Source organism: Neobacillus sp. DHD-1R, from assembly GCF_057747995.1.
In genome coordinates this window covers 2,653,588-2,679,967 of record NZ_CM173232.1, presented here as the reverse complement: position 1 = coordinate 2,679,967, position 26,380 = coordinate 2,653,588, and the positions used below count along the sequence as shown (strand labels likewise).

Below are 26,380 nucleotides of genomic sequence, written 5' to 3'. Positions count from 1 at the left end.
ATCCGTAGACTTCCTTATTAAAGGCCAGCTTGTCATTTATTCAAGTTCTAAATTCAGATCCTTTAGGTCCTCAATCCTTCCTGTATACTGGTTGTAATCCACCGCGATGGTTCCAACTTGACCATTTCGGTTCTTCGAAACAATAATTTCAAGGGAATTATCCTCCGATTCCTTGTCATAATATGCTTCACGATACAAGAACCAAATGACATCAGCATCCTGTTCCACACTGCCCGATTCTCGAATATCAGACATCATCGGTCGTTTATTGGCCCTTGATTCCACCGATCGATTGAGCTGCGCCAAACAAACGACAGGGCAATCAAAATCCTTCGCCATTGTTTTGAGAGATTTCGATATTTCTGTTACTTGTTGATGGGAATTTCCCCCGTAAAATTGACTGGAATCGATCAGTGTTAAGTAATCGATAAAAAGAATCGGTTTCTTATTTGGATATTGATTCATTAGCTTTCTCGTTTTCGCTCTCATTTCGGCAATCGTTTGTCCAGCCCCATCAAAAATTTGTATATGGGTTTCGAGAGATCACCAATCACATCCGACCATTTATTCTTTTGCTTTTCAGTCAGCATTCTTTTTGGATCCCGCATTTTTGTGCGGTTAAAGCCCCCTGTCGAAGCAATTAACCGGGACGTTATCAGTTTTTCAGGCATTTCTAGGGAAAAAACGAGGGGCAGATACCCGGACCAACCCGTCATTTTTGCAAAATGAAGCATCACGTCGGTTTTTCCCATCGATGGTCTTGCCGCTAGAATCGTCACTTCCCCATCATGAAAACCTCCCGTCACATCATCGAGCTTTTTGATACCTGTTGGCGCACTTTTCAGGAGAATTTGATCCTCCCAAGGCGCCTCATACCTATCTGACAACGCCTGTTGTAAAGGCGTGTGATCCTCCATCTTTATTTGGTTAATTTTATCTAGTTCGGTAATGACTTTCGCAATCGCCCAATCATTTACGGCTGCAACGGTTAAGATGTTTCTCTTTTCCCGTTCCTTCCACTGATCAAGGATAAGCTTCTCCATTCCATTAAATTTCTCAAGATCCGCAAACGATAACAGCTCAGAAAGGTAAGACATTCCGCCAACTAATTCAAGGTCGGATAATGTTGACAAGGTTATCAAGTCAATGTTATTACCAGCTCGTTTTAATTCCACCATTCTTCGCATTACTTCTTGATGCCGTGTACTTTCCAGCTGCTTAGGTTGAATGATTGTATCATTGAGTAAGTATTCCGCCTTCATCAAGCTTCCTAAGAACGTCTTTTCAGCCAAACTCATGACTCTTCACCTGCCGAGAGGTCGAGCACAAATCTGCCGGGAATATCTCTTCCAGCTTGAAACTTTTTGGTAGATTGCCGATGCTTCGATTCAGACTTTTGATTCTCCTGGTACGTATCAATTTCTTCTACGGTCAATAACGATTCATTTTCCCAATTTTTCAGGATCCCAACAATATAGTTCAGCTTTCGCTTGTTATTGGCACATGCAATATTCATGGCTTTTAAAATCATTTCTTTCGATTGTAAAAAGCTAGAATCAACTAACCACGACAACAACTGCTGTTTTGCATTCACGTTCGTAAAGCCAAATCCATTCGCGTCCCAAAACTCCACAATTTCTTTTACATCTTTTGTTTTTTGATTACTCTGTAAGGAATTCTCTATTTCGGGTAGGTTCTCTTTATTCGGAGGAAATACTTTTTGTTGTTTTTCTTTTTTATTTTCTTTTTGTTTTTCTTTTTGTCCACTTATCGTATAACGTGATGTGAACGGATCGTCAAGCTCTTCACATGGAGTAATTGATGGATCTTTTTTATCTTGATCGCTATCTTCCTTGCCGATTATCAACTCTTCTTGCTTACAAAAAGATTCATAGAGACTGCTAATTTCTTGATTATGTATGGATTCCGAAACATATGGAATAAGTGAGAGATCCTCGACCTCTTTTAATTCGGAATAGATACAATCTAGGACCGGTTTCCCGCCTTTTTGCAGATTATCTTTCGCCCAGTTTCTTATCGCGAGTTCTCTCGTTTCAGGATTGTAACGAATCAATTTGTGATGCAGAGTGAACCGTTCCATTAACGAATGAACACTCTCAATCGAATAGCCCAAATCAAAAGCCATTTGTTTTTTCGTAATTTTATAGATCCCAATTTGCGTTGTTTGTGGATTTGTAAGCAGATAAACGTAAAAATACTTATCCTCTGGAGACATCTCCTCCATCACAATCGGATTCTTCCAAAAGTCCGTACGCACCATTCGATATTTTGCCATCTACAACCCTATCCTTTCTTCTACAAAAATTACTTTCATAGATCATATATAGTTTTAGGGAGCAAACGGATAGGGTGCTTTTTATAAAAATGTGAATGTTTTATGGCAAACCTATTATGTGGTACCCATCACTCACCGATAAGATAAGGAAATCTTTGTGTGAAGTGGATTCAAATCCAACCCTTTACAGCTTTTTTTCAAAAAAAAGAACCACAAACATTGATATAACAACATTTAAGAGCTGGGTAAAAGTTTACGAGAAATTCGGAGCTGAAGGGTTAATGAGGAAGATCCATAAGGAAACATATTCTACTCATTTCAAGCTAGATGTATTAAGATACATGGAGAGAACAGGTTCATCAGAAATGGATACAGCCCTTCATTTTGGGATAACCAACCTTTCTACGATAGATCCATGGGAGAGAGCTTATCTGGAAGGTGGTTCTGAAACCCTAGGTAAACCGAAAAGAGGGCCTCCCATGTCTGATGAAGCAAAGACCAAAAAAAGTAAAAAACCTCTAGAAGAAAAGGAAACTGTTTAGATAATTCGCCTATGGAGAACTTTTTCGGGTTACTGAAACAAGAAATGTATTATGGGGAAGCACTGAGCTAATTTGAGGAAAAAAAGAGAATTAAAGATTATATCCATTATTATAATAACAAGCGTATAAAGCAAAAATTGGCAGGCATGAGTCCGGTTCCATACCGGATCCATGCCCACCAATCAGCTGCTTAATATAAAACTTTAATTTTTTAGGGAACACCTCATAATAGGATCGTGCCTGGCACTTTTTTTCCTCTTCCTATAACTGCGACAGACACATTTATTTTATTATTTTTAAAAGGATTCCACTTTAAAATGCCGAATTACATTAATTTAATTACGTTATGGAGTAAAAGCAATATCTTTTATTTTTGACCAGAAAGGAGAATCGTGTATGCAAATTGAACAATTAGAGTTTATTGTTTCAGTTGCTAAAACTCTATCCTTTTCGAAAACGGCTGAAAGACTATTTATCTCACAGTCAGCCATTAGTCAATCTATCAAAAAATTGGAAGAGGAGCTGAATTTTGAAATTTTCAACCGTACCCGGTATGGTGTAATCCCTACAGAAAAAGGGAAGGAAATGATAGCTCATGCAGAAAAAATATTAAAACACTGGGAAGACTTAAAAAAGAAAGTGGTTGACTTAAGTGAATCTGACCGAAATGAATTAAAAATCGGTTTCATTTCAGGTTTACATTTACCGTTCCTCCCTTCTTTAATATCACAGCTTAAAAAGGAATACCCTCATCAAACGATTAAAATAATTGAAAAAGGTTCTATCGAAATTACTCAGTCCATCATCAATAAAGAATTAGATGTTGGAGTAATTGCCGTTTATGAAAATACAATAAAGAAAAAAGATAAAGTTCATTTTGAACATTTAACTGACATAAATATGTTTGCTTATGTTCACAAAGATTCAGCTCTTGCTTCTCAGGATTTTGTAACTTACCACCATTTATTAAATCAAACCTTTATTATGTTTAATGGGGAATTTTTGAACTGGTATTTTAAAAAATTTGTTAATCAAGATGGTATGGTGGAATTGCTGTTTTCATCAAATAATACTGAAACCATACGAGAAGCAGTTCGAGAAGGATTAGCGATTACCATTGATACTCAAGTAGATTTAATCAATAATCCATATATTTCCAATGGAGAAATATTCCCTATTCCATTAGTTGACTCTATAGCGGAGGAGTTTTATTTAGGTTTTGCAAAGTTAAAAGGGAAAAACTACTCTCCCGTTGTTCGAACATTTATGAAACTATTTAAACACCATTTACATTGCCTATTAAAACAGGAGCTGGCCGAGCTTAAGGTACAAAGCAAAAGTCGGTTCTAAACGGAACCGACTTTTACCATCTTTAAACAAATTATTCATTACTTATATTTTCAAATAATAATTTTTCCCTTTCTTCCCTGCTGATCGTACTATGATGAACATTTTTGAAATAGAGTAAAAGTATAGTCATAAAGACAACCCCTAATACTCCTAATTCTGGAATTGTTAAACCACCTAAAGGGTTTAATGGGGTATACAAGAACAGGAAAAAAATAAGTGAAACAATAGCAAGCACTCCTACAAGCCTGCCATATGCTACATGATACGGACGAGCTAAATTTGGTTCCCTTCTTCTCAAAATAATAAATGAGAGGACCACTAACAACCAGGAACAAATCATCATAAATCCAGATAAATTTACAATTTTAGTGAATATCATTTGACTTGTTCCTAATAAGGCTCCGAGACTGCTAATCAAAAATAAAAACAAAATTGCCTTCATAGGTGTTTTATTCTTCGAATGAAGTTCTGAAAAACCTTTAGGAATATATTTTGCTCTTCCAAGAGCAAACAGTACACGACTTCCGGCAAGATATGCAGCATTCCATGAAGTTAACATCCCTATCAAAGATGCGATAGCAACAAAAATTTTAGCAGCTTGAGAACCGTTAAAAAGGTTATCAAGAGACTCTAAAACGACAATGGAGGCTGATTCTCTGGTCCCTGCATCGGCGGAAAATGCTGTTCCGATAATAATGAGGATGTAAAATAAGGCACTTGTCCAGACTGTTATAACAACCAGCCTGCCAATCAGTTTTGGATTAATATTAGTCTCTTCCGCAGCTTGTGCCACGACGTTAAAACCTGACATAAAACCAGGAACTAACAATAAGGTTAAGGAAAGACCTGAAATAGATGTGAAGAATGGCTTGGCATTAGACACTTCACCAAACCTAACGCCAACAAATACGTAAAAAACTGCCGCAAATAACAATACCGCAACTGTTATGGTTTGAAAAACCTTTGAAAATTCAATGCCTTTCATATTAAGGAAAGCGAAGAAAAAATTAATTAGGATGGATATGGCAATATAGGAAACATATACAGTTTCCCCTCCAATACTATAGATCGCACCAATCTTCGGCACCGAGAATCCCAATGCTTCAAGAATAACCGGAAGCATGATGGTTTCAATAATAATCAACGTGAGAAAGCTATAACCAACACATGCACCAGCAATAAAGGCCCAGCGGTCTCCTAATCCCTTAAAGGTATAAACAATATCTCCACCTGCCCTTGGCATGGAAGAGGCAAGCTCTGCATAAGCGAGACCTACAAATGAACAAAGTATCCCACCAATCAAGAAAGCAAGTACTCCTCCTAAACTGCCAGCAGTGGTTGACCATACACCTGCATAAATAACCCAGGACCAGCCAATTACAGCTCCAACCCCAATCGTTAATAGATCCCACTTCGTTAGTGCTTTCTTTAATTGAGTAGTTTGCTTTGAAACGACGGTTACATTAGCATCATTTCTTTCTATTTTCATCCCAACAGCTCCCCAACAATAGAATAGATGGTCATTTTTAACACTTTCAATTGGAACATTAATAGACCCAATTCATCCGTTATTTGAATGTGAGTGGAGATTCTTCACTGATTCCTAATTTAAATAGTTGATTTGCATTCCTCCAGTAAAACTTTTCTCTAACATCATTTTTTAATGGCCAGCTCTCAACCTCCTTAAGAAAATCTTTTATTGGCAGTCCAATTGTCAGCCAATCAGCAGCAAAAACAATCTGGTCCTGTATTAGGCTATTAGCATAATTCATAAACATATCCCAGCCTGTATTTGGTTCAGCAATATATTTTGGTCTGAATGCAGAAGTGTCCACATATAAATTTTTATATTTTAATAGCATGGCCATCATATCCGGAATCCACGGCCAGCCTCCATGACCGGCAATAATTTTTAAATGTTTAAAATCCATTAAAGGTGCCTCTAAGTTTGCGGGATGGTCTATAAATACTGATGTTTCTTTATAATAGTTGATGGATGAATGTATCCATATTGGTACTTCCAATTCATCACAAAGAGCGTATAGAGGATAATATTTTCGGTCGTCTGCCTTGACTCCATGCTCGTATGGGGGTAAAACAACCGCCTTATAACCCTGCTCTGTAATCGCCCTGCGAACGACCTTCAAACTTTCGGTCCCTTTATGTGGATTATAGCCGGCAAAACCAATAAACTGATTCGGATACCTTTTCAGAATTCCAGCAACATAGTCATGATCTACTGGAGGGACTGAACCATCCCGGCCATAGTCCATATTGTGAATTGCATGAAACCTAACGTTAGATTCATTTAACATTTCTAAAAAATTTCCCATGGAGTATTGTTCTTTTAATTGTGCATATAACTCATCGAAGACCTCTGCTTGCTGCTGCTTTTCAAGTTTTTCGTAAAAGTCTTGCTTAGACCACCCGACCAGCTGTGCCCAGCGAGGACTAAATAATTTCAAGTAGTTTTCGTTCTTTGAGTTAGACTCAGAATCATCCATAAATGCAAACTCCGGTAATGTGTTAGAACAATCAATGATCATTTGTTTACTTCCTCCTTTTTTCTGAGAATCGTTATTTTAACTTAGTAATTCTTCTCAAATAGCGGCGTTTTGGTCATTGCCTTTTCTAATGATCCTGGTTCACACCAAATAATCTCAGGTGTTAGTCTTGCTTCAAGATGGAGGGTATTTTTCATTCTTTGTTCAAGATCTTGCAAATATCGGAGGTCAAAGTTATATCCGTATTCAACCTTAACCTTTAATGGGGGAACTACTCTTGGTGGAGCAGTATCCAGAACAATTCGAATTTCACCCGTTACTTCCGGAGTAAATTTTGCAATCACCTTTTTAATGGTTGCCGGATAAACATTAGCTCCTTTAATAATCAACATATCATCGGAACGGCCAATTACTCTTATTCTTTTTCCTTTAAACCCACATCCTGGACACTCCTTTGTAAAAACTTGGATCACATCACCACTTGCATATCGGATTCTCGGTAAAGCCTTTAAACTTATTTCCGTATCGATGACTTCCCCAATTACTCCATCCTTTACTTCGATTGGTTTTTTAGTTTCTGGATCAACTAAATCAATCGGGAATAGACCAAAATCCGGTGCAACACAATGAATGCCATAATATTCATCGGAATCACAGGAAAAGCCTAATTCACCTAAATAATCATAGACTCGGCATCCGTAAGCGTTTTCAATTTTCTTCTTTATTTCGGGAATGCCTATACCAAGCTCCCCTACTGTAAATAAAGCTGACAATTCAAGATCATCAACACTCTTCCCAATTAATTCAGGAGCTTTATCTATTAAGTACTCAGCTAGCGATGGTGTCATCATAGCTGCAGTTGGTTTTGTCATTTCCGCGTACTTTAGAATCATATTACTGCCTGCTCGAACATCCACATCAATTGGCAAAACACCATGGGATCTTATCCCCCACAAAATAGATGAGGTTGCATAGATTCCTAACGAATGGCTGAAGAGCAAGCGATCCCCGGAGTATACTCCCCCATACTCCAGCATATGGGCAATATACCTATTTAAAAAATGTAAATCTTCCTTTGTAAATGTATAAGTAAACGTTGGATTTCCAGATGTGCCGCTCGTTGTACCAGTGAATTCAATTTCATCTGGGGAACAGCACAGGTGGGTCCCAAAAGGATGGCCATAACGCTCTCTTGATTCTTTTTGGTTTTCTCTTTCAATGGCTTTATTCATAAATACTGGCAATTGGCGAAATTCCTCTATCGTATTAATTTCCTCTGGAAGTACTCCTATTTCATTAAACTTGTTTCGATAGAATTCAGAATTGCGATAGACATATCTCAATTGCTTCTTTAACAATTTTTCTTGATAACTATAAATCTCCTCCTCTGCCATGGTGTTAAAAAGTGGATTTGTATAACTAACTCCTTTTGTCAATTTTTTTGTAATCGTCATTAGGCATCCCCCTTCTTCTTTTGTGTAATAAATTCCAGAAAATAAGCAGCGTTAAAAAAGTTAATAATTTATCTAACTTTTTAGACTATTTGTAATATAAAGTTTATTAGGAAAACAGTTTAATGTGAAATTAACAAAAGTAATATAGATATAAGTATTACTTATATCTCATTCAAATTAGCAACCTTATTGAAGGTTTTTAGCAAGCTTTATTTTTTTGGATGAGCTGAATCTTTTCAAGTAAAAAGTATCAACCTCGGTAAATTAAGTAAAAAATGCCAGGCACCCTCCAGTAAGTAAGTGGATAGTACCTGACACTTTTTTAGCCAAATACAATTGCAGTACAATTGATTAACATTTTTAGTAGGGACATTTGCACCAGTGATTGGTACCTACACATAAAAAAAGCATCAACCCGATTATTGGAAGATACAAGTTTAGTTAAACATTTGCGGATCTAATTTTTATTCTGCCGAAATAAATCAAACGATTTATACCCTTGTGATAGGAGAAAGCAACAAACAATACGAAAGGAATCAAAATTAAAAAGATTTTTACCTCGTAGTAAAGTCTTTTTTGATTTGTAAAATCACATAAAATTCGGAATCATCGTTAGATATAGCTTAAAAACCCATTTTCTCGTTTCTATAATATCTAAAAGAGAATTCTCTAATTTCTGTATTTGTTTAGTGAATTCTTCATTATAGATGGAAATTCTTTTTAGGAATGCTTCTTTAGCAATACCTTGTTGCCAAGCCGCGTGCATGATCTCTTGAACAAAGTTTCGAAAATTACTTTGTTCTTTGCGAACATCTTCTATATATATTCTTAATTGATTTTCCATTTCTTCTAATACCCTAATCTCTTCAATCATTTCTGAAATGCTACTCATTTAAATTACTAGTCTCCTTTAATAATCTCTTATCCACTTCATCAAATTTATGTGCTGCTTCTTTAATCATTTTGGTAATCAATATGGTTTCATTTTCATACCAATGATAAAACTTCGTTATAGAAGATAAAACTTCATCCCCTATTCCACTAGCTTCTCTTATATGATGATGAGATAATATTATTGATTTTAATTGAGAGTGTTTATATCTAAAAGAATCCATTCTTCTTTCTATTTGAACTGCAAAGTTAATCAGTTGTTGTGGATTTACTTGTATTGTCGATGGTGGGACATTACTTTGATACCTTGGGGATTGCCATAGTTCTTTCCCCGTTTTTACATTTGTCAGGACGGAGGTAGAAATATTTCCATATTCATCAAACTTATACATGTTTAATCCGTGATATGTAGATACGGAGTCCATTAATCTAATTAAAGGATTGTCTATATTATCAGCATTTTCAATTTTAAATCTAGAACCAATGTAATAAGTAGATCCAATATGTCTTTTGCATTCACTAATATATCCAGCTCCCACAGAGTCTCTAGGATGAACATAATTAATGATCCTAGTGTCATACTGTCCGTTCTCTGCCTTCTCCTTAATATCATTAGGTAAGATATCGATAACACTTGGAGAACTATACGTAACAGCATCCATATTTACCAATGCAGCCGTGTACGAAGCTATCGCACCACCCAGGGAATGACCAGTCAGGCTTATCTTCGCATTAGGATATTTTTTTTTCGATTTCCTTTGCATACTCGACACCATCGCTAAATTGACTCGGGAATTTTTCAAGCCTTTCTTTTTGTTTAAACACTACATACCTAGCATCAGTCACTATATCTGTAAATCCTCTTCCTAATGGATCGTTCCCTTCTGTACCGCGATAAGCAATTACAACGTTATTTCCGTTCTTAAATACAGTTGCATCAAATCCCGTGCCTTTGATTGATTTTCTATGTAGCACTTCCCAATTTTCTTCAATATCTTTATGGAATATTGTTTCTGTTTTTCTTAATTTAGTTTTATAAGAAAGCTCGCTTAGTTTCCAATAGCTCAAATCGTTCACGTTTGATGTCATATTGAAATACCTCCCAATTTTTAATATACTAAATTTACAAGGTGAATTGTAGCAATTTTTTGAAAATGAGGCGATTATTTGAAAAAATTATTTATGAAAATAATGCTGATGATAGGGGTGATCTTTTTGTTAAATGCATGTAATGATACAGATAAAACTGAGATCGGTAAACGAGCTAAAGAAGTAGCTGTAGAATATATGAGGAATGAGAAAAACATTAACTTTGTTCCTAAAGATGTTGAATTAACAAGTGCAATTGGTGAAGGTACAGTTTGGGTGGATGGCTATAATAAGGATGAGCCAGACCAAAAGTACTCAGTTACTATTAATTATGAAAACAATAAATATAGTGTGGGCGGAGTTGGTTCCGGTGATGAAGTAAAAACAGATGAAGAATAGTAAATTGAAAAAGCACCGTTAGTTATCTAACAGTGCCTTCTTTTTTTACTGCTGTACTGGATACGGATCAACTGGTTGCAGTCCAAACAAACTCTTTTAAATGCATTATTTGAATTTGGGCTTACTTAATTTCAAGCAAGATCAATGAAAAACTATATATTTGTTCAAAATTACTCCGGAAGAATAATAATATGAGTTATACTTCTTTCCGTAACTCCCATGCAATTTTCGAGCTTTCCTCTAATTCTTCTAATGCAAAAAACGCCTCCATGACATCTTTTCCTGGTACAACCGGGCCATGATGGCTTAAAAGCCAGCCATCAGTAGCCTTTACACCTTTTTCAAATACATTAAACAGTTCTTTACTTCCTGGTTTTTCATAAGGAATTAAGCCAACCGTTCCCAATTTCATTTTCAGATATGGTGTATGATCCGGCATACAATCCGATTCATTTAGCCCGGGTAAACAACTCCAAAGCACACTATAAGTACTGTGTGTATGAAGAACTGCACCCGTATCCGGTTTTGCTTTATAAACTGACAAATGTAACGGCCATTCTTTACTTGGTTTTAAATCATCATATTGATTTCCATCCATGTCCAGAACAGCAAACTCATCTGGTTTAAGAGTTCCAAAGCAGGTTCCAGTAGCAGTAATATAAATTTTATTTTCATGTACAAAACTTAAATTAGCGACGCTTCCAGTAGCTTTTCCACGGTGAAAGAGACTATGGGCAACCCAAATAGCATGATTAATCTTCTTATCTAATGTATGTTCCATACTTACCACTTCTCTCTATTATGTTAAAGATAAAGCGCGTAGGAAAAAATCAGATTTTCCAAAGTTTCCACTTTTAAACACCATTCGAATTCGATGATCCTCTATAGGTATCATGATGGGTACTCCAGCTGCGATACTCTCTCCAATATGGTATCCGTTGTATCGTAGTCTTTTTGCTACAGCTCCACTCGTTTCTCCGCCAGCCACAATGATTCTGTGGAACCCTTCTTGAACAGCAAGTTCTGCTAAATCTGCAGTTGCTTTTTCTAACTTTTCGGCAACCTCATCTTTACCTTGTTTTTGAATCCGTTTCACATTCTCAGGTGTGTCGCTGCTATATACTAATATCGGTTTTTCTTTGTTTTGAGAAATCACATCCCAAATTTTCTCTACTGATTCTTCACCTGTAATTAATTTCATAGGATCCATAAAATACGTTTTACCACCATGTTTTTGGTATTCTAAAATCTGATTTCGAGTCGCTTCACTGCAACTCCCTGCTAATAACAACGCAGGTGACTCAGATCGCTCAAATCCATTTTTTTCCGCATTTTTCCTAAACATTTTCGCCAATGGGTATGCTAGACCACTACCGCCAGTAATAAGTTTCAGATTTCCAAATAACTGGACTAACTTTTGGGCATCTTCTTTTTTCTCGTAATCTGGTATTATATAAAATTGTGAATGCTTTCTTTTCATTCTCTCAATAAATTCATCTACTTCTTCCTTTTTGAGAGAATCTGACAATTTTACACTAGGGAATTTGCTTTGTGCATTCATCAAACGAACTAAATCGCAATCCCACATTGGTGTAAGCGGATGATCCTTCATGGGGCTCTCATTCAAGGGAACTCCATTTACATATAAGCATCCTTCTTTAACGGTACGCCCATTTACCGGAAGCGCAGGACAAAGAATCGTATAAGGAACATCTAGCTCTTTCATTACTGCATCACATATTGGTCCAATATTCCCCTCAGGTGTAGAATCAAATGTAGAGCAATATTTTATATAAAACTGTTGTGCACCTTGCTCTTTTAACCAGCTTATTGCCTCGAGGGAATCTTTGACAGCGTCTTTTGGATCCTGTGTACGGGTTTTTAACGCAATTACACATACCTCTGCCTGTGGACGCTCTTCAACTTTAGGTACTCCATTGTATAAAACAGTACTAAGTCCACCTTTTACAAAAAATGAAGCGATGTCACTAGCACCGGTAAAATCATCTGCAATACAACCAACGCGCACTAGATTCACCCCTTTTATTAAGGTTTTATCAAACATTCACACAATCAAAAAAACGATTATTATTTAATCGATTGGACTTTCTTCAAAGCCTTTTTTACGAACCTTTACACCTAGCAAATCCTCATAGTAACAAATCATCGCATGCTTGTAGTAATCACCTTGGCCATTATGTAATGCTAGTTGATAGGTTTGCATTGTCCCGTTTAATGTTGGCAGGGGAATCTGGTATTTCACTAATACTTCATACATACTCTGCATATCTTTATATGCTCTTTCAAGTGAAAATCCATGTTCGAAATTCCCTTCCAATACCTTAGGAATCAATGTTTTTGAAGCAAAACTTGCTCCTGTAGCAGTCATTAAAACGTCACCAAGCTTTTCCGGATCTAAACCAAGTTTAACACCAACCGGTAATAGTTCACTAAAGCTTGCACAACAAATATTTAATGCGCAGTTATTAATCATCTTCGTAAGCTGCCCAGCCCCGTTCTCACCCATATAGAGTACCTGTGTCCCCATTCTATCGAGCATAGGTTTTACTGTGTTAAATAATTCCTCATTCCCACCACACATAATACTAAGTGTTCCTTCCATACTTTTTGCATGTTGACCAGAAATAGGACAATCCAGATATTCAATTCCTTTCGCTCTACAGGTTTCTGCAATATCGATTGCACCTAAATAACTAATTGTGCTAAAGTCTACAATCGTCTGACCTTGTTTCATCTGCTTTAATAGACCGTTTTCTCCTACTACAACTTCTTTTACAATCTCTAAGTCTGGCAGACAGAGAAATATATAATCACTATCTACTGTATCTGTCGTATTCCTTGTGGTTCTAATGCCTTTTTCCTTGAATGGTTCTAAGGCAATCGGATTTGCATCACAAACAAGATAATCAAACTCACCTTCGATTTCACCCTTTGCAAGATTTAATGCCATACCCATACCCATTACGCCTAATCCTATATAACTTACTTTCATTGAAAAACTCTCCTTTTTTGTAAATTATTTCATGGACCTTAATCGAAATACGCACAGTCGATGATTATTTCAATCTATTAAATCTCTTTTTGTTTTACCGATTATTTACTTTTTTACATTCTAATTCACTGATTACCGCTTTTACCGCTTCTTTTGGACTAGTCAACACTGGTAGTCCTACGGTATTGGTTTCCTTTTCTGCAGATGCCTGTGTAATCTGTGCAAGAATAATCACTTCGCATCCTCTTTTTTTCAATTCCGCTGCTGCAAGACAATTAAGACGATTATGTTCTTCCTCATTTCCTGCTTTCAATTCAGTCATAGCCTGCGTAATAATTTGTGTATCTACTTCAACTTCTTTCCCCCACCCTTTGGCTATCTTCTCTAACTGGGCTTTTGTTGCTGGTCCGGATGGAGCATTTGTTGCAACAACGCCTACTTTACTATAATGATGAACTGCCTTTTCTAACATAGGGCGATCAATTGCAAAGATCGGTACTGAAATAAATGGCTTCACAGAATCTACAATGGGTGTCAACACGGTGCATGCTACAATGATTGCATCAACTCCAGCTTCCTGTGCTTTACTCGCAATATGGACAAAATCTCGATATAATTTATCATCAATCCCATTAATTTGGTTTGCATAGTACTGAATATTTTCATCAACAAAATTTAAAACCGTTACTTCTGGTGCGAGCTGTTTGAAAGCTGCATTTAAAGGTGGCACAGCATTACACGTTGCATGAATAATTCCAATTTTCATCGCTATTCTCCTCTATTTTTTAGTAGTTAGAGAGTTTCATAAAATCCCAGTTTATAAAGGAACCTTTACCTTACAACTGACCTTTTTTTAGTACATCTATCATTTGATCTATATCTAATATTTTTTCATTAAAATCTAGTGAATGGCTTAATCGACTGATATGAGGCTGTTTTAGCATTGCTTCTTCCAAAATTCCAAAATCCCAGAATATTTCTTGCTTGTGTTTATCCGCAACCACTCTCTTATTTGCCATCACGATGACACGTTCAAAATTATTAACAACAAATTCCATATCATGTGTAATGGTAATAATGGTTTTCCCTTCTTGAATTAATGATTTAATAATGGAACCTAATCTTTTAATTGATTGAGAGTCTTGACCAGCTGTTGGCTCATCTAAGATAATCGTATCTGTTTCCATGGCAATCACCGAGGCAATGGTGACAAATTTCTTCAGGGAATAAGGCAAATTATACGGATGTATATCTAATAATGGCACAATTCCTGTCAATTCTGCTGCCTTCATTACGTTTTCTTCAATCTTCATTTCGGAGAATCCAAGGTTTTTAGGACCAAACCTTATTTCGCTTTTTACATTTTCATGAAAAATTTGATCATCCGGGTTTTGAAAAACATAACCTACCTTTTTAGATATCTGAGCCGTTGTATAATCTTTTGTATTTAAGCCATCAATCATGACATCACCTAGTGTCGGCTTTAACAATCCATTCATCATTTTCACTGTTGTAGTTTTCCCAGCCCCATTTTGTCCAATAATGGCTACCGATTCTCCCTTTTCGAAAGACATGTTGACATTTTCAACTGCTGTAAAACCATTAGGATAACAATAAGTAACGTCATTTAATGTTAAAAAACTCATCATTTCACCCCTTGTAATGCCATCCATTGTTTCATCACTTGAACAGATTCTTCTTCAGTAATTGGAATTCTTTCAGTATTCATATTGTGTTTCCTCATTTGTAAATCTAATAGAGTATACTGGGTTAACCCTATTCCAAAGTCCTGTGTATCTTCTTTAGAAAGCACATCTTCTGTTCTTCCTTGTCTCATAATCTGTCCATCCTGAAGAACGATGACATAATCTGCATATTCCGCAATTAATTCTATTTTATGCTCTACTAATATAATTGTTTTTCCTTTATTCTTCATAATATCGATTGCTTTAAATATTTCCTCCGTACCCTGGGGATCCAATTGTGATGTCGGTTCATCAAAAATAAGAATATCCGGCTCCATCACGATAATCGATGCTAGAGCCACTCTTTGTTTTTGTCCGCCTGAAAGTTCATTGGGATTTTTGTGTTGTATATACTCAATACCAAGCAAGCTAATGATGTCTTGGACTTTCTGTTTAATAACACTGACTTCAACCCCTAAATTCTCGAGGCCAAACGCAATTTCATCAAAAACGGTTTCCTTCACTCCGCTAATCTGGGTAAAAGGATTTTGAAAGACAAAACCCACCTTCTGCGCAAGATCACTTGTATCCCAATCACGAACATCCTTACCGTCTATCAGCACTTCACCACTGATTTCTCCCTTAAAAAAATGTGGGATAAAACCTCGAATAACATTACAAAGTGTTGTTTTTCCCCCGCCATTGACACCGACAAAGGCATATAACTTTCCATTTTCAATCTCAAGATTAATATTATGCAAAACCTCATCTCTACTTGTAGGGTACTTGTATGATAGATTCTTTATCATTATTCCATTCATAAGAAAAACCTCCAGATCATGATGGAAACGAATAAAAGCAATAGTATGGCCCTTACTAATGAATCACTCTTCGTCTTTTCTAATTGATGTAAACTAGTCTTTTTGGTTCGGGCGGTAAAAGCCCTTGATTCTAACGTTATAGCTTTCTCATCTGTGCTTGAAAACGACGATAAAATTAGAGGGGTTAATGCTGGTATAAATGCTTTCATACGAATTCTGAGATTCCCTTCTGTTTCAACACCGCGCGTTCTTTGTGCATCCATAATTCTAAACAAATGCAGCCTCATCTCCGGAATAATAGTAAGTGCGGATGAAAGCACATAGGTAGCTTTGGGCGAAACCCCTAATAATTCTAAAGAACGGGTTAAATCATTTATTTTTGTAATTTGGAAAAATAAAACAATTGCTGATCCTACCGCTAAGATTTTGGAAGTTAATTGTAAACTAAAGTCAATTCCTTCTTGTTTAATTGAGAATATACTCCATGACCATAATATTGTATCTCCAGGATAGAAGAATGATTGCAAAAGAAAAATCATGATAACAATCGAAAGTAATCCCTTAAAGACTATGTCTATAAAAAGCTTTGTTTTTCCAGCTATCATGGCAATGACTAAGCACAACACGGGGAGCAAATATGAATATAAATAACCTGGTAATAGTAATGGAGTTATCATCAAGAATAATGCACACAAAAATTTCGTAGTTGGATATAGATTTAAAATAAAGGTTCTTAGTTTTTTCATTTGTGTATCTCCCATTTCATTTTTTAGGTTCATTTTTTCCCGCTGCACTCGAAGGCGAAAAAATAGGGTGAAAAACTCTCATACCTCTCAATGTTCCTAAAATACATGCGGATAGCAGAAACACTACATACCGGCGTGAGTGGTGCAGTAGTAACATACTGTCCGCAATGTTATCCATATTTTTACATATTACGTATTACTATATTATTCTATTAACCTTCCTTTTTATTATTAATATATAAGTATCCATAATTTTGTTTAGCAAGGTATTGATCTGACATCTTCCGAACAATCATATAGGCAACCAATATAGAAAGGATTTTATCGATACTTTCAACAAATATCTTTTGAGTAATGACCGCTGTCCAAATTTCTTTTCCTGAAGCTAAGATAATTGCAGTTAATGCATCTGATCCAGTTCCTGATGCTCCACCAAATACAATAACAGTTGTCGGAGTCGCGATTAGTATCGCAACAAGTGCCACAATAAAACCAGTAATCGCAACCTTCCAAGCTTTTGTTGTCATCCGCTTCTTTGCTAGGAGACCTACTACAATTCCAGAAGCCATAGCAACCGGCATAAACGCTAACTGAGTAGGGTTAAATATCCCAAAAATTAGTTTTGAGACCGCTCCTGTTACTGCTCCAACCCATGGACCGGCTACCATCGCGACAATCATCGTGCCAATTTGATTTAAGAAGAGAGGTATCTTTAACAATTCGACCAGTTCTCCAGCAACCACATTGACTGCGACACCAATAGGAATGAGCAAAATGGCTGTAAGTGTAAAATCCTTTTTTATCCCTTTCATACTTCTTCCCCCTTTTAGAAATAGTTTTACAGAGATAAAACCCAGTTACTTGCGTCTACCTTTTTCATAGGCCTTCTATCAAATATATGCTCTCAGCAAATCTATTATTATATTTCTTTCTCCACCAAATTGTGATGCATTTTATTATACATTTTGGTAAAGTATGGTTCATACTCCTCGGCCAACTGAAGGCTTAATCGACTTTTTTCAATAAGGGACACATATCTGTCGTTAACGGATTGCAGGACCGCCTCTTCATCGAAAGTTACTATTTTGCGATTATTAAGAACCCATTTTCCTTTGACCATTACCGATTCTATCGAACTACCATTCTCGTAATACACAAGTTGGGATATGGGATCTGCATTTACAGCCAAGGCAGATAATTGTTTGGGTAAAAAGAGATTTATAAAACGCTTTCATTTCTTGGACTGTTATTGGAGTGGCGTCATCAAGTTTCCTCTTTACATTTGCCCTGGATAGTGCCTACTTTATCGTCCATCGTGATAATAGTGGCACTTTTAATTAGTGTTACCATAATGCCACCCCTTTGCAGACTAAAAAATGAATAAAGACGAATAGTATAGTATTTTCCTAATCGCTTCTTTTATTTATCTAGAATCACCTGTATTTATAAAAGAACGACCTATTGTGCTTCTAAGGTAGAAATGCGATTGGCAAACCGTTTAGCTAAACTTTCACCATCAACCCCCATGAGGATTGAGGTATTGGGTTCTGGATTACCCCACTGCCCTGTAAACTCTGCGACGGTCTGACCAGCTGTCAGCACCCCCGCCGTCTCAATCGAAACAAAGGCACGCTGCACCTCAAAGAGTTCTGGCCAAAGCGCATAGGCCACGGCAGGCACATCGTTGTAATAGACACCTGTCTCCGTTTCTGGGGTTTGCAGAGAAGAGATGTATGCCTTCCGCCGAAATTCGGTTGCCTCTAGGAGGAAAGCACCCGGACGAGTACCCGATACCCTGATACGATCAAGATTTTCTTGTGAAATTCTCACCTTTCTACATACATCGAGCCCAACCTGAACGATTGGCGCACCGGACTCGTACATTACCCGTGCAGCTTCCGGATCACTAGCTAGATTAAAGGACGCCACAGGGGAAACGTTTCCAGCACAACGGACTGCACCGCCCATGACGATGATTCTTTTAACGTTCTTAGCGAGACCAGGGTCGATGGTGAGGGCGAGCGCCACGTTGGTTACAGGACCTAACGCTATAATGGTGATTTCATTCGGTGCCTCGTTACAGCGCCTCACGATCTCCAATGCTGCATAATTCTTCTCCTCTGATACGGTGGGTTCGGGGGCGAGGACGCCACCGAAACCGTTATTGCCGTGAATGTGCTTAGCAAAGTATGGTTGACGTATGAGAGGTTTGCCAACTCCTCGATAAACAGGAATATCCTTTCTACCGGCTAATTCAAGTAAAGACAATGCATTCTTTGTCGAGGTTTCAACCTCGATATTTCCATACACTGTCGTCAAAGCTTCGACATGGAGCTCCGGGGACGCGAGCGCAAGATAGATTGCCGCAAGGTCGTCGACACCCGGATCAGTGTCGATAATCACTCGTTCAACCATAATTTCAACTCCTCCTCTAAAAATTAAAATTTTAAATTTACCGCGCCTTTTATAGAAAAAATATCGTGAGATGCATACTCACCAATCCCTCTTTGGAAAAAAGGTTTCGGTATGTAAAGGGGCCAAATCGCCCCCTTAGCATCCGATACTCTGATTCTATTAAAGATGAGAGTTCATTCGTGCTACTTCACCAAGATAGAGGTTCTTTCTCTGTCTACACCCTCGCAAAACCGTCGTGTTTTCTCTTCGTCAACCGGATTTGTCATGATATCGTCAATCTTGGCGCCATAACCAAAGACCGCTCCATCCGCATATTTGAGAAGATTGGCAGTCTCGACTTTCATTCCACTGCCGATAATGATAGGAACATCAGGGACTGCAAGCCTTACCGCCTTTAAATTCTCAACTGAAGGAGGTTGAGCCGATTCCGCACCGGCAAGAATAATTGCGTCCGCCATCCCACGATAGGCCGTATCCCGCGCCAAGACATCGATAGGTCGGGCCGCCAAAGGAGCCGCATGTTTTGTTTGAATGTCAGCAAAGATCTTAACCTTATTCTCCAAACCAAGAAATTTTCGATATCTCGCTACTAAGTGCGCTGTACCGTTGATAAGACCTTGGTCGGTCACGTAGGCATCCGTAAGGACATTGAGTCTAATATAATCAGCCCCGACTGTTCCAGCAACCGCTAGCGCAGACTTCCAAGAGTTTCTTAGTATATTAATCCCCATAGGAAGCTTCACTTCCCGACGAATTTCGTGGGCAATCAATGTCATCGCTGCCACTGTTTCAGGTTCTTCCGTTTCAGGGTAAAACGGATAATCGTTAAAGTTTTCTACCATAACGGAACTGGCTCCACCCTTTTCCAGGCTTTTCGCATCGCGGATGGCGGCTTCTAATACTTGATCTAGCTTTCCATCATAAAGGGGTGACCCAGGGAGAGGTAGTAAATGAACCATACCCAGTACTGGTTTTTCTACACCGAAAATATCTGTAAATGAAGTTTTCATAACAAATTCCTCCTTATTTTTTTATCTTATATTTAACATGGTTGACTTCTGCTCTCTATTTTTTTTGATTACCATTATGCAATCATCTGTTTGATACTCTGCCGTGAAATTCTATGAACCCATTTGAGTTTTATATCAGCATACATTCATCCTAGAATCCCGGTTGAACCATTCCTTATTCGATCTCGTCGATAGGAAGGGCAACATCCGCATCCATACTTGGCGGACGAAGCTGCGCAGTCAGCCCACCATCGACGGCTAGTACATGGCCCGTGATGTATGAAGCTTCCTGCGAAGCTAAGAAACGAACACTCTGCGCAACATCTTGGGGCATTCCGAGTCTTCCCAGTGGGATGAGATCATCCGGCGAGGTCTCTTCTCCAACAGCGCTACGGTTTTCAACCCAGATGGCACCTGGCATCACAGCATTAACCCGGATTTTCCATGGAGCCAGATCGAGTGCCATCGCTCGGGTAGCGGCTTCGATCGCACCTTTCGTGGCATCGTAAGCGACGCGATTTCGATGTGCGCGTGTAGCACCTCCCGAACTCATATTGATGATGACCCCACCTTTACCTTGGTGAACCATAGCTTTTGCCGCCATCTGGCTACAGAGGTAAAGACCATTTAAATGAATTTTTATAAGGTTCTCCCACATAGCGTAGTCAGTTTTTAGAAAATGTTTTTCCGAGAGTGGGCCGTGGGCAATACCGGCATTGTTAACTAGTACATCTATACCGCCTTGGAATTCGCGTGATTTCTCAAATAGCCTATTTACATCGTCGCTTGACGAGACATCCGTGTATACGAAAAGGCCTTCACCTCCTAAATCTACGATCTCCTGCACACATTTCTCACCGGTGCTAGTATCAACATCGGCGATGACTACCGACGCGCCAATCTCAGCGAAAGCTAAGGCGATACCTCGGCCGAGTCCCTTTGATCCACCGGTCACGATAACACGCTGCTTTAATCTACCAGTCAATTTGTATTCACACTCCATCTAATTTCAATAATTAATGTATTTGGGCAAAGTATGGTTGACAAACAATATACTTGATTCACCATAATCTCTACTTCTTTTGACTTTATTAAACGCTAATCTGCTAACTTACAAGAATCAAATTATGTAAGCTTTTTATCCCATTTGCTAGAGGATTTCAGATTAATGCGTCTAATCACCCCCTTTGAATCTTTAAGAAACCAGTTATTCATATTTTCCATTGTTAGTGAACACTGATTCCTCTCCTAAATCTAAAGTGGTATAATCTTCCAACACATCAGCAAACCAATATTGTAAATCGGCTTCTCTTTTATGGAGATACACTGGCTTTCCGTTTACAAGTTTCATAGGTATATCGTGTCCAGGCACCAATATACTCCCTGTCTTTTTTTTCCACAAACTCCATAAGTAATGAATTGAATTTTGGCTTTCTGATAGATTTAACGTCATGTCTACATGGTATGTTATAAGTTCAACCCTGTTTTTAGCTGCATCCCCACTAAATAACAAATCATAATCACCATTGTTGACACTGTACGCCATGTGACCTGGTGTATGACCTTTCGTTTGATGAGCAACAATACCAGGCGCCACTTCATCGAGATGGTCTACTAACCTAATTTGTGGGGAACAATTTAATTCCTTTACATACAGTTCAGGTACATGCCATCCTCCAGGTGGTTCATTTAAAGCCCAATTCATATCTACTCGACCTACTACAATGGTCGCGTTAGGAAACAAAGTCCAATTTACACAATGATCCCAATGCGTATGAGTCAATAAAACCATTGATATGTCATTAGGAGATAAACCTTTATCACGCAGCTTCTTTAATAAAAGTGGCCTGATTCCAAAGCTCCCGACATCTATAATGATGTTCTGGTCATTTTGGGATAACAAGGTGACCGTACTCCATCCTAGCCCTCCGTGAGTTGAGGACTTTCCGGGAAATCCTTGGATAAATATGTTGTAGTCAAACATAACTATCACCTTTCACCTTAGTACTAAAGTTTCGATTCTTGAAAAGCTAGCAAATGAAATTAGAATAAATTATTTTATCAATTGTTTAAATTTTTAGATAAGTGGAAACGTTTCCATATTCTGTTACAATTATATTCAGGAGTTTTACAAAAATTCATAGAAATATTTTTTTATAGAATTCTCAAATTAATTTTATGAAAGTTCTGAAAAAAATTTTGTAGATTCTTTACTTCTATGAGCCACCATAGATGATTCTCTTTCAACTCGCTTTCACTTTATAGATCTCCACAGCAATAAGATGAAGAAAAACGAAAACGTTTCCAATATTTTAAACATTGATAAGATGATTAAAATAAGTGGAAACGTTTCCATAACTTATAACAATTTATATTCAATAGTTGTTCAAAAATTCATAGAAATATTTTTTATAGAATTCCCAAATTAATATTGCAGAGATTCAGAATCATCTATATTCGGATTCTAAACTCGTTTCTTACTATTGACCGCCATAGTTGATTCCCTTTCAATAAGTGTTGGATAAAACACAAGCGTTTCTTTAATTATTTGCTTTTCCTTAATTGATTTAACAATGATTTCAATAGCCCTTTTTCCCATTTCTTTAATAGGTGTATGGATCGTTGTCAGCATAGGAAACAAAATTTCTGCATATTGGGAATTATCAAAACCAACCACTGATAATTGTTCGGGAATTTTTATATTAAGCTCCCTTGCAGCTTTATAAATCCCTACAGCAATACTGTCGTTTCCAGCAAATATTGCTGTAGGTCTTTTGTTTTCTTTTAATAAATTCAATGCATTCTTATATCCACTTTCAATATAAAATCTGTCAAAAATAACAAAATCATCATTAATAGGAACACCACTTTCATTCAATGCAACTTTGTATCCTTTATGCCTTTGAACAGATGAATAAGAATCATCTCCCCCAGAAATAAATGCAATATCTTTATGCCCTAATTCCAGGAGATGACTTGTCGCTTTATACCCGCCATCAAAATTATCAACTAATATTTCATTAACAGTTAAGTTCTGGAATTTACTTCCTATAATAACAATAGGAAGTTCTGGAAATTTTGCCCTTACTTCTTTTATCGTATTGGTCTTAACATCAGGAGATGAAAAAATGATCCCATCGACTCCCTTTGCAATCAATAGGTGTATATACTCTGCTTCTTTTTGTGAATTGTTATCAGTATTGCATAAAAAAATGTTAAACCCATGGCTATTTGCTCCATCTTCTACTGCTCTGGTCAGATCCGAATGAAAAATATTTTTAATATCGGGTATGATTAAACCAAGGGTTAAAGTTTGTTTCTTGATCATTGCAGCAGCAACTAAATTCCCATTATAATCTAGCTTTTTTACTGCATTAAGGACTTTTTCTCTCGTTTTTTCACTTGTATACCCACTCATATTCAGTACTCTCGATACAGTAGAAATTGATACTTTAGCTTCCCTAGCGACATCCTTTATGGTTGCCATCATATTCACATCCTTATAGAAACGTTTCCAGATTTTGTTATTGTTATCATTCTACAAAATTAGTTGATTTCCTCCCGGACAAGGGTGGCTTACTAAATCGGCTATTTGACGCAGCTTTTGACTTCTTATTTCTTTCAGCTACCGTATGATTATAGGGTACTTCCCCATATTTTCATTTTATTTGACCAGGAAAGTAAAACAACATTTTGCAAGGCTTTAATATTATTCGATCCAGTCCCTCCAGCATTGGTTTCGGACAATCAGTAGTAATTATTATGATAAAAAAATAACATTTATTCAGTAGAGGTTCGTTATTATATAGTTATTTCAAAAATCACCATCGAGAAGAAAGAAAGAATTTAATCCTACAGGCAGCCAAAGAATTGTTTTAACAAGGGGTTTAATGCAACAACGATATAAGATATTATCAACCATTCCTGAGTTAGACGTAAAAAGGGTCAGACCCCCAGCGCGCTAAAGTGTTAGCACATCGGGGGTCTGACCCTTGAGTTCTTACTGATCTTTTAATTAGAACTTTTCTGATTCACAACAACTTTTTGAAATTCACTTAGGTGTTTTCTAATTCTCTTCATTGCTGTATCCGAATCATGTTGAGCAATAGCATCAAATATCCTTTGATGCGCTAATATAATTCCTTCTCGATCTCTTTCTGAAATTTCAGAGCGAAAGGTATTTTCATAAATGAATGGTTCTAATACCTTCATTAGCAGCATTAAGACACGATTATGTGTAGCCATTACGATTGCCATGTGAAACTCGAAGTTTTTCTCTTCAATGCTTTCTCTTTTATTCTTATACCTTAAAGCAATTTCTAAATCCTCTTTTATTTCTTCAATATAATCAATATCTTCCTTGGTAGCATGCTGTGCAGCTAATCCTGCACAAATTGTTTCCAAAGCAATCTGTGTTTCCATTAGTTCCGATAAATCAATTGTATTAAAATTCATCATCGAGGAAAAAGTACGTATAATTTGAGATGTGTTAGGTTCACTAACAAAAACACCTCCACCTACACCTTTTTTGGAAACAATTAGTCCTTCAAACTCCAACAATAGTAAAGCTTCTCTCGCTGTTGCACGGCTGCACGACCATTTTTCTACTATTTCACGATCTGAGAGAAAACGTGAGTTTGGTTCTATTTTTTGTTCAAAAATCATCGTCTTTAACTCTTCTGCAATTAAATTAGCCAATTTTGTATTATTTCCTTGTTGAACGATAGAAACCAGCCTCTTTCCTTTGATAAGAGAATATTTTATATTAGAATATAGCTAGATTTATATTAACATATTTCACCAAAAATTAAATTTGTTTTAGATAGGCAATTCATATTTTATTTACCTGTTGAACCTTATCTTCTGCGATTTTTATTGTTTTGTTAATCGCTAATTTATTAATTGTTTCTTGATCGTACCCCAATTCTTCTAAAATTTCTTTCGTATGTTCGCCAACCATATGAAGAATTGGTTGAAGTTGTACCCTTGACCGTGAATATTTAACAGGTGTTTGAATAAGTGGAATACTTCCTAAATGTGGGTGTTCAACTTCAACAATAATGTTATGATCTTGAATTAAATCACTATGAATTAATTCATGAATTCCCCAAATTGGGCCAAATAATATATTTTCTCCTTTAAATATGTCGCACCATTCATCGGTTGTTTTTTCAAAAAAAACATTATTTAATATCTCTGTCAATTCTTTCCGATGCTTTATTCGATTTGCATTCGTGCTGTATTCTTTAAGTTGGAGTAAATCCTTACGACCAATAAGATGACAAAAGCTTTCCCAGGCCACTTCAGTTTGGGCCCCCGCGGTCATCCAGCCATCTTTTGTCGGAAATGCTTGATAGGGAAAAACTTGAGAATGTTGATTTCCTAAAGGCTTAGGATTTTCTCCGGTAGTTAAGTACTGCCCATAACGAGTAGAAAGATTCAATACCATCATGTCAATGAGGTTTAATTCAATTTTTTGTCCTGCCCCACTTTTTTCCCGTTCATAAAGAGCAGCGGAAATAGCTCCAAAGGCCACAAAAGCGGTTGAATTATCGGCTATCGGAATTCCAGGAAGAAGAGGAGGGGAGTTTTCATCTTGTCCGGTCATACTCATGACAGCCCCCATCCCCTGAACAATCGGATCCATTCCAGGTCTATTTACGTAACCAGGAGTATTTCCAAATGCTGAAATACTGCAATAAATGATTCTTGGATTTATTTTAGAAACTTCCTCATAACCTAGTGCAAGTTTATCCATAACTCCTGGGCGGAAATTTTCTATTATTACATCTGCTTCTTTAATCAAATCCAAGGCTATTTTTCTACCTAGATCCATTTTTAAATCTATAGATATTCCTCTCTTCCCATGATTAAAAGCACAATATAGATAGTCCTTATCTTCATTTGTCTGACGAACTTGTTCCCCTTTTAAAGATTCTATTTTAATTACATCAGCCCCAAAGTCAGAAAGTATATTTCCACAATAAGGACCCGCTAGCCAATGGGTAAACTCAATAACTTTTATACCTGAAAGTACGCCATTATTCTGCATATTCTTCTCCTTCAAAAAGTTTTTTAAACCTTGCAATTTACTTGATAAAAATAACAAGTTATTTTATCAAGTCAATTGCAAGTCCTAGGTAATTTGAATGTATTTTTCACCTT

General features: G+C 37.1%; 25 protein-coding genes and 2 pseudogenes. 4 read left to right on the top strand and 23 right to left on the bottom strand.

Annotated features, from left to right (window positions below):
* Positions 1-36: 36 nt before the first annotated feature.
* Both AC3ANL_RS12940 and AC3ANL_RS12935 read right to left on the bottom strand, forming a co-directional pair.
* Positions 37-1,262: pseudogene (locus tag AC3ANL_RS12940) on the bottom strand (DnaB-like helicase C-terminal domain-containing protein).
* Positions 1,263-1,294: 32 nt separating this feature from the next.
* On the bottom strand, positions 1,295-2,296 hold the full coding sequence (locus tag AC3ANL_RS12935; RefSeq protein ID WP_488329605.1) for a DnaD domain-containing protein: 1,002 nt from the start codon (positions 2,294-2,296) through the stop codon (positions 1,295-1,297).
* Between the two features lie 95 nt (positions 2,297-2,391).
* Here AC3ANL_RS12935 and AC3ANL_RS12930 point away from each other — a divergent pair, with 95 nt between their 5' ends.
* The 3 genes and pseudogenes from AC3ANL_RS12930 (at position 2,392) to AC3ANL_RS12920 (ending at position 4,188) form a co-directional block, all read left to right on the top strand.
* The gene (locus AC3ANL_RS12930) at positions 2,392-2,838 is read left to right on the top strand and encodes a helix-turn-helix domain-containing protein (RefSeq protein WP_488329604.1); all 447 of its coding nucleotides are present in this window, start codon (positions 2,392-2,394) and stop codon (positions 2,836-2,838) included.
* Positions 2,820-3,032: pseudogene (locus tag AC3ANL_RS12925) on the top strand (IS3 family transposase); the annotation flags it as partial. The gene AC3ANL_RS12930 and the pseudogene AC3ANL_RS12925, both read left to right, overlap by 19 nt.
* A 202-nt stretch (positions 3,033-3,234) precedes the next feature.
* A complete protein-coding gene (locus AC3ANL_RS12920; protein ID WP_488329603.1) occupies positions 3,235-4,188 on the top strand; it encodes a LysR family transcriptional regulator in 954 nt (317 codons plus the stop codon).
* 31 nt (positions 4,189-4,219) lie between these two features.
* Here AC3ANL_RS12920 and AC3ANL_RS12915 read toward each other — a convergent pair whose 3' ends face one another.
* The 6 genes from AC3ANL_RS12915 to AC3ANL_RS12890 form a co-directional block, all read right to left on the bottom strand.
* Entirely contained in the window at positions 4,220-5,677 is a 1,458-nt protein-coding gene (locus tag AC3ANL_RS12915; protein ID WP_488329602.1) for an APC family permease, read from the bottom strand.
* A 79-nt stretch (positions 5,678-5,756) separates the two neighbouring features.
* On the bottom strand, positions 5,757-6,734 hold the full coding sequence (locus AC3ANL_RS12910; protein WP_488329601.1) for an amidohydrolase family protein: 978 nt from the start codon (positions 6,732-6,734) through the stop codon (positions 5,757-5,759).
* Positions 6,735-6,775: 41 nt separating this feature from the next.
* Positions 6,776-8,146, bottom strand: a complete 1,371-nt coding sequence (locus tag AC3ANL_RS12905) for a phenylacetate--CoA ligase family protein (protein ID WP_488329600.1) — start codon at positions 8,144-8,146, stop codon at positions 6,776-6,778.
* A gap of 589 nt (positions 8,147-8,735) precedes the next feature.
* The gene (locus AC3ANL_RS12900; RefSeq protein WP_488329599.1) at positions 8,736-9,038 is read right to left on the bottom strand and encodes a hypothetical protein; all 303 of its coding nucleotides are present in this window, start codon (positions 9,036-9,038) and stop codon (positions 8,736-8,738) included.
* A complete protein-coding gene (locus AC3ANL_RS12895) occupies positions 9,031-9,801 on the bottom strand; it encodes a lipase family protein (protein ID WP_488329598.1) in 771 nt (256 codons plus the stop codon). Before AC3ANL_RS12895 ends, AC3ANL_RS12900 begins: the two co-directional genes overlap by 8 nt.
* Entirely contained in the window at positions 9,770-10,126 is a 357-nt protein-coding gene (locus AC3ANL_RS12890) for a hypothetical protein (RefSeq protein WP_488329597.1), read from the bottom strand. Before AC3ANL_RS12890 ends, AC3ANL_RS12895 begins: the two co-directional genes overlap by 32 nt.
* Positions 10,127-10,252: 126 nt before the next feature.
* Between AC3ANL_RS12890 and AC3ANL_RS12885 the strand changes: the two genes are divergently transcribed.
* A complete protein-coding gene (locus tag AC3ANL_RS12885; protein ID WP_488329596.1) occupies positions 10,253-10,525 on the top strand; it encodes a hypothetical protein in 273 nt (90 codons plus the stop codon).
* A 196-nt stretch (positions 10,526-10,721) separates the two neighbouring features.
* Here AC3ANL_RS12885 and AC3ANL_RS12880 read toward each other — a convergent pair whose 3' ends face one another.
* The 15 genes from AC3ANL_RS12880 to AC3ANL_RS12810 all read right to left on the bottom strand — a co-directional run bounded on the left by AC3ANL_RS12880 (position 10,722) and on the right by AC3ANL_RS12810 (position 26,324).
* Entirely contained in the window at positions 10,722-11,306 is a 585-nt protein-coding gene (locus AC3ANL_RS12880; RefSeq protein ID WP_488329595.1) for a class II aldolase/adducin family protein, read from the bottom strand.
* A gap of 18 nt (positions 11,307-11,324) precedes the next feature.
* Positions 11,325-12,554 carry a 3-oxo-tetronate kinase gene (otnK, locus tag AC3ANL_RS12875; protein WP_488329594.1) on the bottom strand — a complete coding sequence of 410 codons (1,230 nt, stop codon included), beginning with the start codon at positions 12,552-12,554 and terminating at the stop codon, positions 11,325-11,327.
* Between the two features lie 63 nt (positions 12,555-12,617).
* Positions 12,618-13,538, bottom strand: a complete 921-nt coding sequence (locus tag AC3ANL_RS12870; protein ID WP_488329593.1) for an NAD(P)-dependent oxidoreductase — start codon at positions 13,536-13,538, stop codon at positions 12,618-12,620.
* Between the two features lie 94 nt (positions 13,539-13,632).
* Positions 13,633-14,304 carry an aspartate/glutamate racemase family protein gene (locus AC3ANL_RS12865; RefSeq protein ID WP_488329592.1) on the bottom strand — a complete coding sequence of 224 codons (672 nt, stop codon included), beginning with the start codon at positions 14,302-14,304 and terminating at the stop codon, positions 13,633-13,635.
* Between the two features lie 70 nt (positions 14,305-14,374).
* Positions 14,375-15,184 carry an energy-coupling factor ABC transporter ATP-binding protein gene (locus AC3ANL_RS12860; protein WP_488329591.1) on the bottom strand — a complete coding sequence of 270 codons (810 nt, stop codon included), beginning with the start codon at positions 15,182-15,184 and terminating at the stop codon, positions 14,375-14,377.
* Positions 15,184-16,044: an energy-coupling factor ABC transporter ATP-binding protein gene (locus tag AC3ANL_RS12855; RefSeq protein WP_488329590.1), complete on the bottom strand. Its 861-nt coding sequence runs from the start codon at positions 16,042-16,044 to the stop codon at positions 15,184-15,186. Before AC3ANL_RS12855 ends, AC3ANL_RS12860 begins: the two co-directional genes overlap by 1 nt.
* The gene (locus AC3ANL_RS12850) at positions 16,041-16,790 is read right to left on the bottom strand and encodes an energy-coupling factor transporter transmembrane component T family protein (protein WP_488329589.1); all 750 of its coding nucleotides are present in this window, start codon (positions 16,788-16,790) and stop codon (positions 16,041-16,043) included. The genes AC3ANL_RS12855 and AC3ANL_RS12850 overlap by 4 nt, the downstream gene beginning before the upstream one ends.
* A gap of 212 nt (positions 16,791-17,002) precedes the next feature.
* On the bottom strand, positions 17,003-17,602 hold the full coding sequence (locus tag AC3ANL_RS12845) for an ECF transporter S component (RefSeq protein WP_488329588.1): 600 nt from the start codon (positions 17,600-17,602) through the stop codon (positions 17,003-17,005).
* Positions 17,603-18,248: 646 nt separating this feature from the next.
* Positions 18,249-19,205, bottom strand: a complete 957-nt coding sequence (locus AC3ANL_RS12840) for a nucleoside hydrolase (protein ID WP_488329587.1) — start codon at positions 19,203-19,205, stop codon at positions 18,249-18,251.
* Positions 19,206-19,387: 182 nt separating this feature from the next.
* Positions 19,388-20,215 (bottom strand): BtpA/SgcQ family protein, encoded by an 828-nt coding sequence (locus AC3ANL_RS12835; RefSeq protein WP_488329586.1) that lies wholly within the window; start codon positions 20,213-20,215, stop codon positions 19,388-19,390.
* 175 nt (positions 20,216-20,390) lie between these two features.
* A complete protein-coding gene (locus AC3ANL_RS12830; RefSeq protein WP_488329585.1) occupies positions 20,391-21,200 on the bottom strand; it encodes an SDR family NAD(P)-dependent oxidoreductase in 810 nt (269 codons plus the stop codon).
* Positions 21,201-21,422: 222 nt separating this feature from the next.
* Positions 21,423-22,199 carry an MBL fold metallo-hydrolase gene (locus tag AC3ANL_RS12825; RefSeq protein ID WP_488329584.1) on the bottom strand — a complete coding sequence of 259 codons (777 nt, stop codon included), beginning with the start codon at positions 22,197-22,199 and terminating at the stop codon, positions 21,423-21,425.
* Positions 22,200-22,679: 480 nt separating this feature from the next.
* Positions 22,680-23,705, bottom strand: coding sequence for a LacI family DNA-binding transcriptional regulator (locus AC3ANL_RS12820; protein ID WP_488329583.1), 1,026 nt, complete (start codon positions 23,703-23,705; stop codon positions 22,680-22,682).
* Positions 23,706-24,226: 521 nt separating this feature from the next.
* Positions 24,227-24,913 (bottom strand): FadR/GntR family transcriptional regulator, encoded by a 687-nt coding sequence (locus AC3ANL_RS12815; RefSeq protein ID WP_488329582.1) that lies wholly within the window; start codon positions 24,911-24,913, stop codon positions 24,227-24,229.
* 133 nt (positions 24,914-25,046) lie between these two features.
* Entirely contained in the window at positions 25,047-26,324 is a 1,278-nt protein-coding gene (locus AC3ANL_RS12810) for a CaiB/BaiF CoA transferase family protein (protein WP_488329581.1), read from the bottom strand.
* Positions 26,325-26,380 lie beyond the last annotated feature (56 nt).

Excerpts from the sequence above, each read along its gene's own strand:
- AC3ANL_RS12935 (WP_488329605.1), bottom strand. The coding sequence starts at position 2,296 with ATGGCAAAATATCGAATGGTGCGTACGGACTTTTGGAAGAATCCGATT.
- AC3ANL_RS12930 (WP_488329604.1), top strand. The coding sequence starts at position 2,392 with ATGTTTTATGGCAAACCTATTATGTGGTACCCATCACTCACCGATAAG.
- AC3ANL_RS12920 (WP_488329603.1), top strand. The coding sequence starts at position 3,235 with ATGCAAATTGAACAATTAGAGTTTATTGTTTCAGTTGCTAAAACTCTA.
- AC3ANL_RS12915 (WP_488329602.1), bottom strand. The coding sequence starts at position 5,677 with ATGAAAATAGAAAGAAATGATGCTAATGTAACCGTCGTTTCAAAGCAA.
- AC3ANL_RS12910 (WP_488329601.1), bottom strand. The coding sequence starts at position 6,734 with ATGATCATTGATTGTTCTAACACATTACCGGAGTTTGCATTTATGGAT.
- AC3ANL_RS12905 (WP_488329600.1), bottom strand. The coding sequence starts at position 8,146 with ATGACGATTACAAAAAAATTGACAAAAGGAGTTAGTTATACAAATCCA.
- AC3ANL_RS12900 (WP_488329599.1), bottom strand. The coding sequence starts at position 9,038 with ATGAGTAGCATTTCAGAAATGATTGAAGAGATTAGGGTATTAGAAGAA.
- AC3ANL_RS12895 (WP_488329598.1), bottom strand. The coding sequence starts at position 9,801 with ATGCAAAGGAAATCGAAAAAAAAATATCCTAATGCGAAGATAAGCCTG.
- AC3ANL_RS12890 (WP_488329597.1), bottom strand. The coding sequence starts at position 10,126 with ATGACATCAAACGTGAACGATTTGAGCTATTGGAAACTAAGCGAGCTT.
- AC3ANL_RS12880 (WP_488329595.1), bottom strand. The coding sequence starts at position 11,306 with ATGGAACATACATTAGATAAGAAGATTAATCATGCTATTTGGGTTGCC.
- AC3ANL_RS12870 (WP_488329593.1), bottom strand. The coding sequence starts at position 13,538 with ATGAAAGTAAGTTATATAGGATTAGGCGTAATGGGTATGGGTATGGCA.
- AC3ANL_RS12865 (WP_488329592.1), bottom strand. The coding sequence starts at position 14,304 with ATGAAAATTGGAATTATTCATGCAACGTGTAATGCTGTGCCACCTTTA.
- AC3ANL_RS12860 (WP_488329591.1), bottom strand. The coding sequence starts at position 15,184 with ATGAGTTTTTTAACATTAAATGACGTTACTTATTGTTATCCTAATGGT.
- AC3ANL_RS12855 (WP_488329590.1), bottom strand. The coding sequence starts at position 16,044 with ATGAATGGAATAATGATAAAGAATCTATCATACAAGTACCCTACAAGT.
- AC3ANL_RS12850 (WP_488329589.1), bottom strand. The coding sequence starts at position 16,790 with ATGAAAAAACTAAGAACCTTTATTTTAAATCTATATCCAACTACGAAA.
- AC3ANL_RS12845 (WP_488329588.1), bottom strand. The coding sequence starts at position 17,602 with ATGAAAGGGATAAAAAAGGATTTTACACTTACAGCCATTTTGCTCATT.
- AC3ANL_RS12840 (WP_488329587.1), bottom strand. The coding sequence starts at position 19,205 with ATGGTTGAACGAGTGATTATCGACACTGATCCGGGTGTCGACGACCTT.
- AC3ANL_RS12835 (WP_488329586.1), bottom strand. The coding sequence starts at position 20,215 with ATGAAAACTTCATTTACAGATATTTTCGGTGTAGAAAAACCAGTACTG.
- AC3ANL_RS12825 (WP_488329584.1), bottom strand. The coding sequence starts at position 22,199 with ATGTTTGACTACAACATATTTATCCAAGGATTTCCCGGAAAGTCCTCA.
- AC3ANL_RS12820 (WP_488329583.1), bottom strand. The coding sequence starts at position 23,705 with ATGATGGCAACCATAAAGGATGTCGCTAGGGAAGCTAAAGTATCAATT.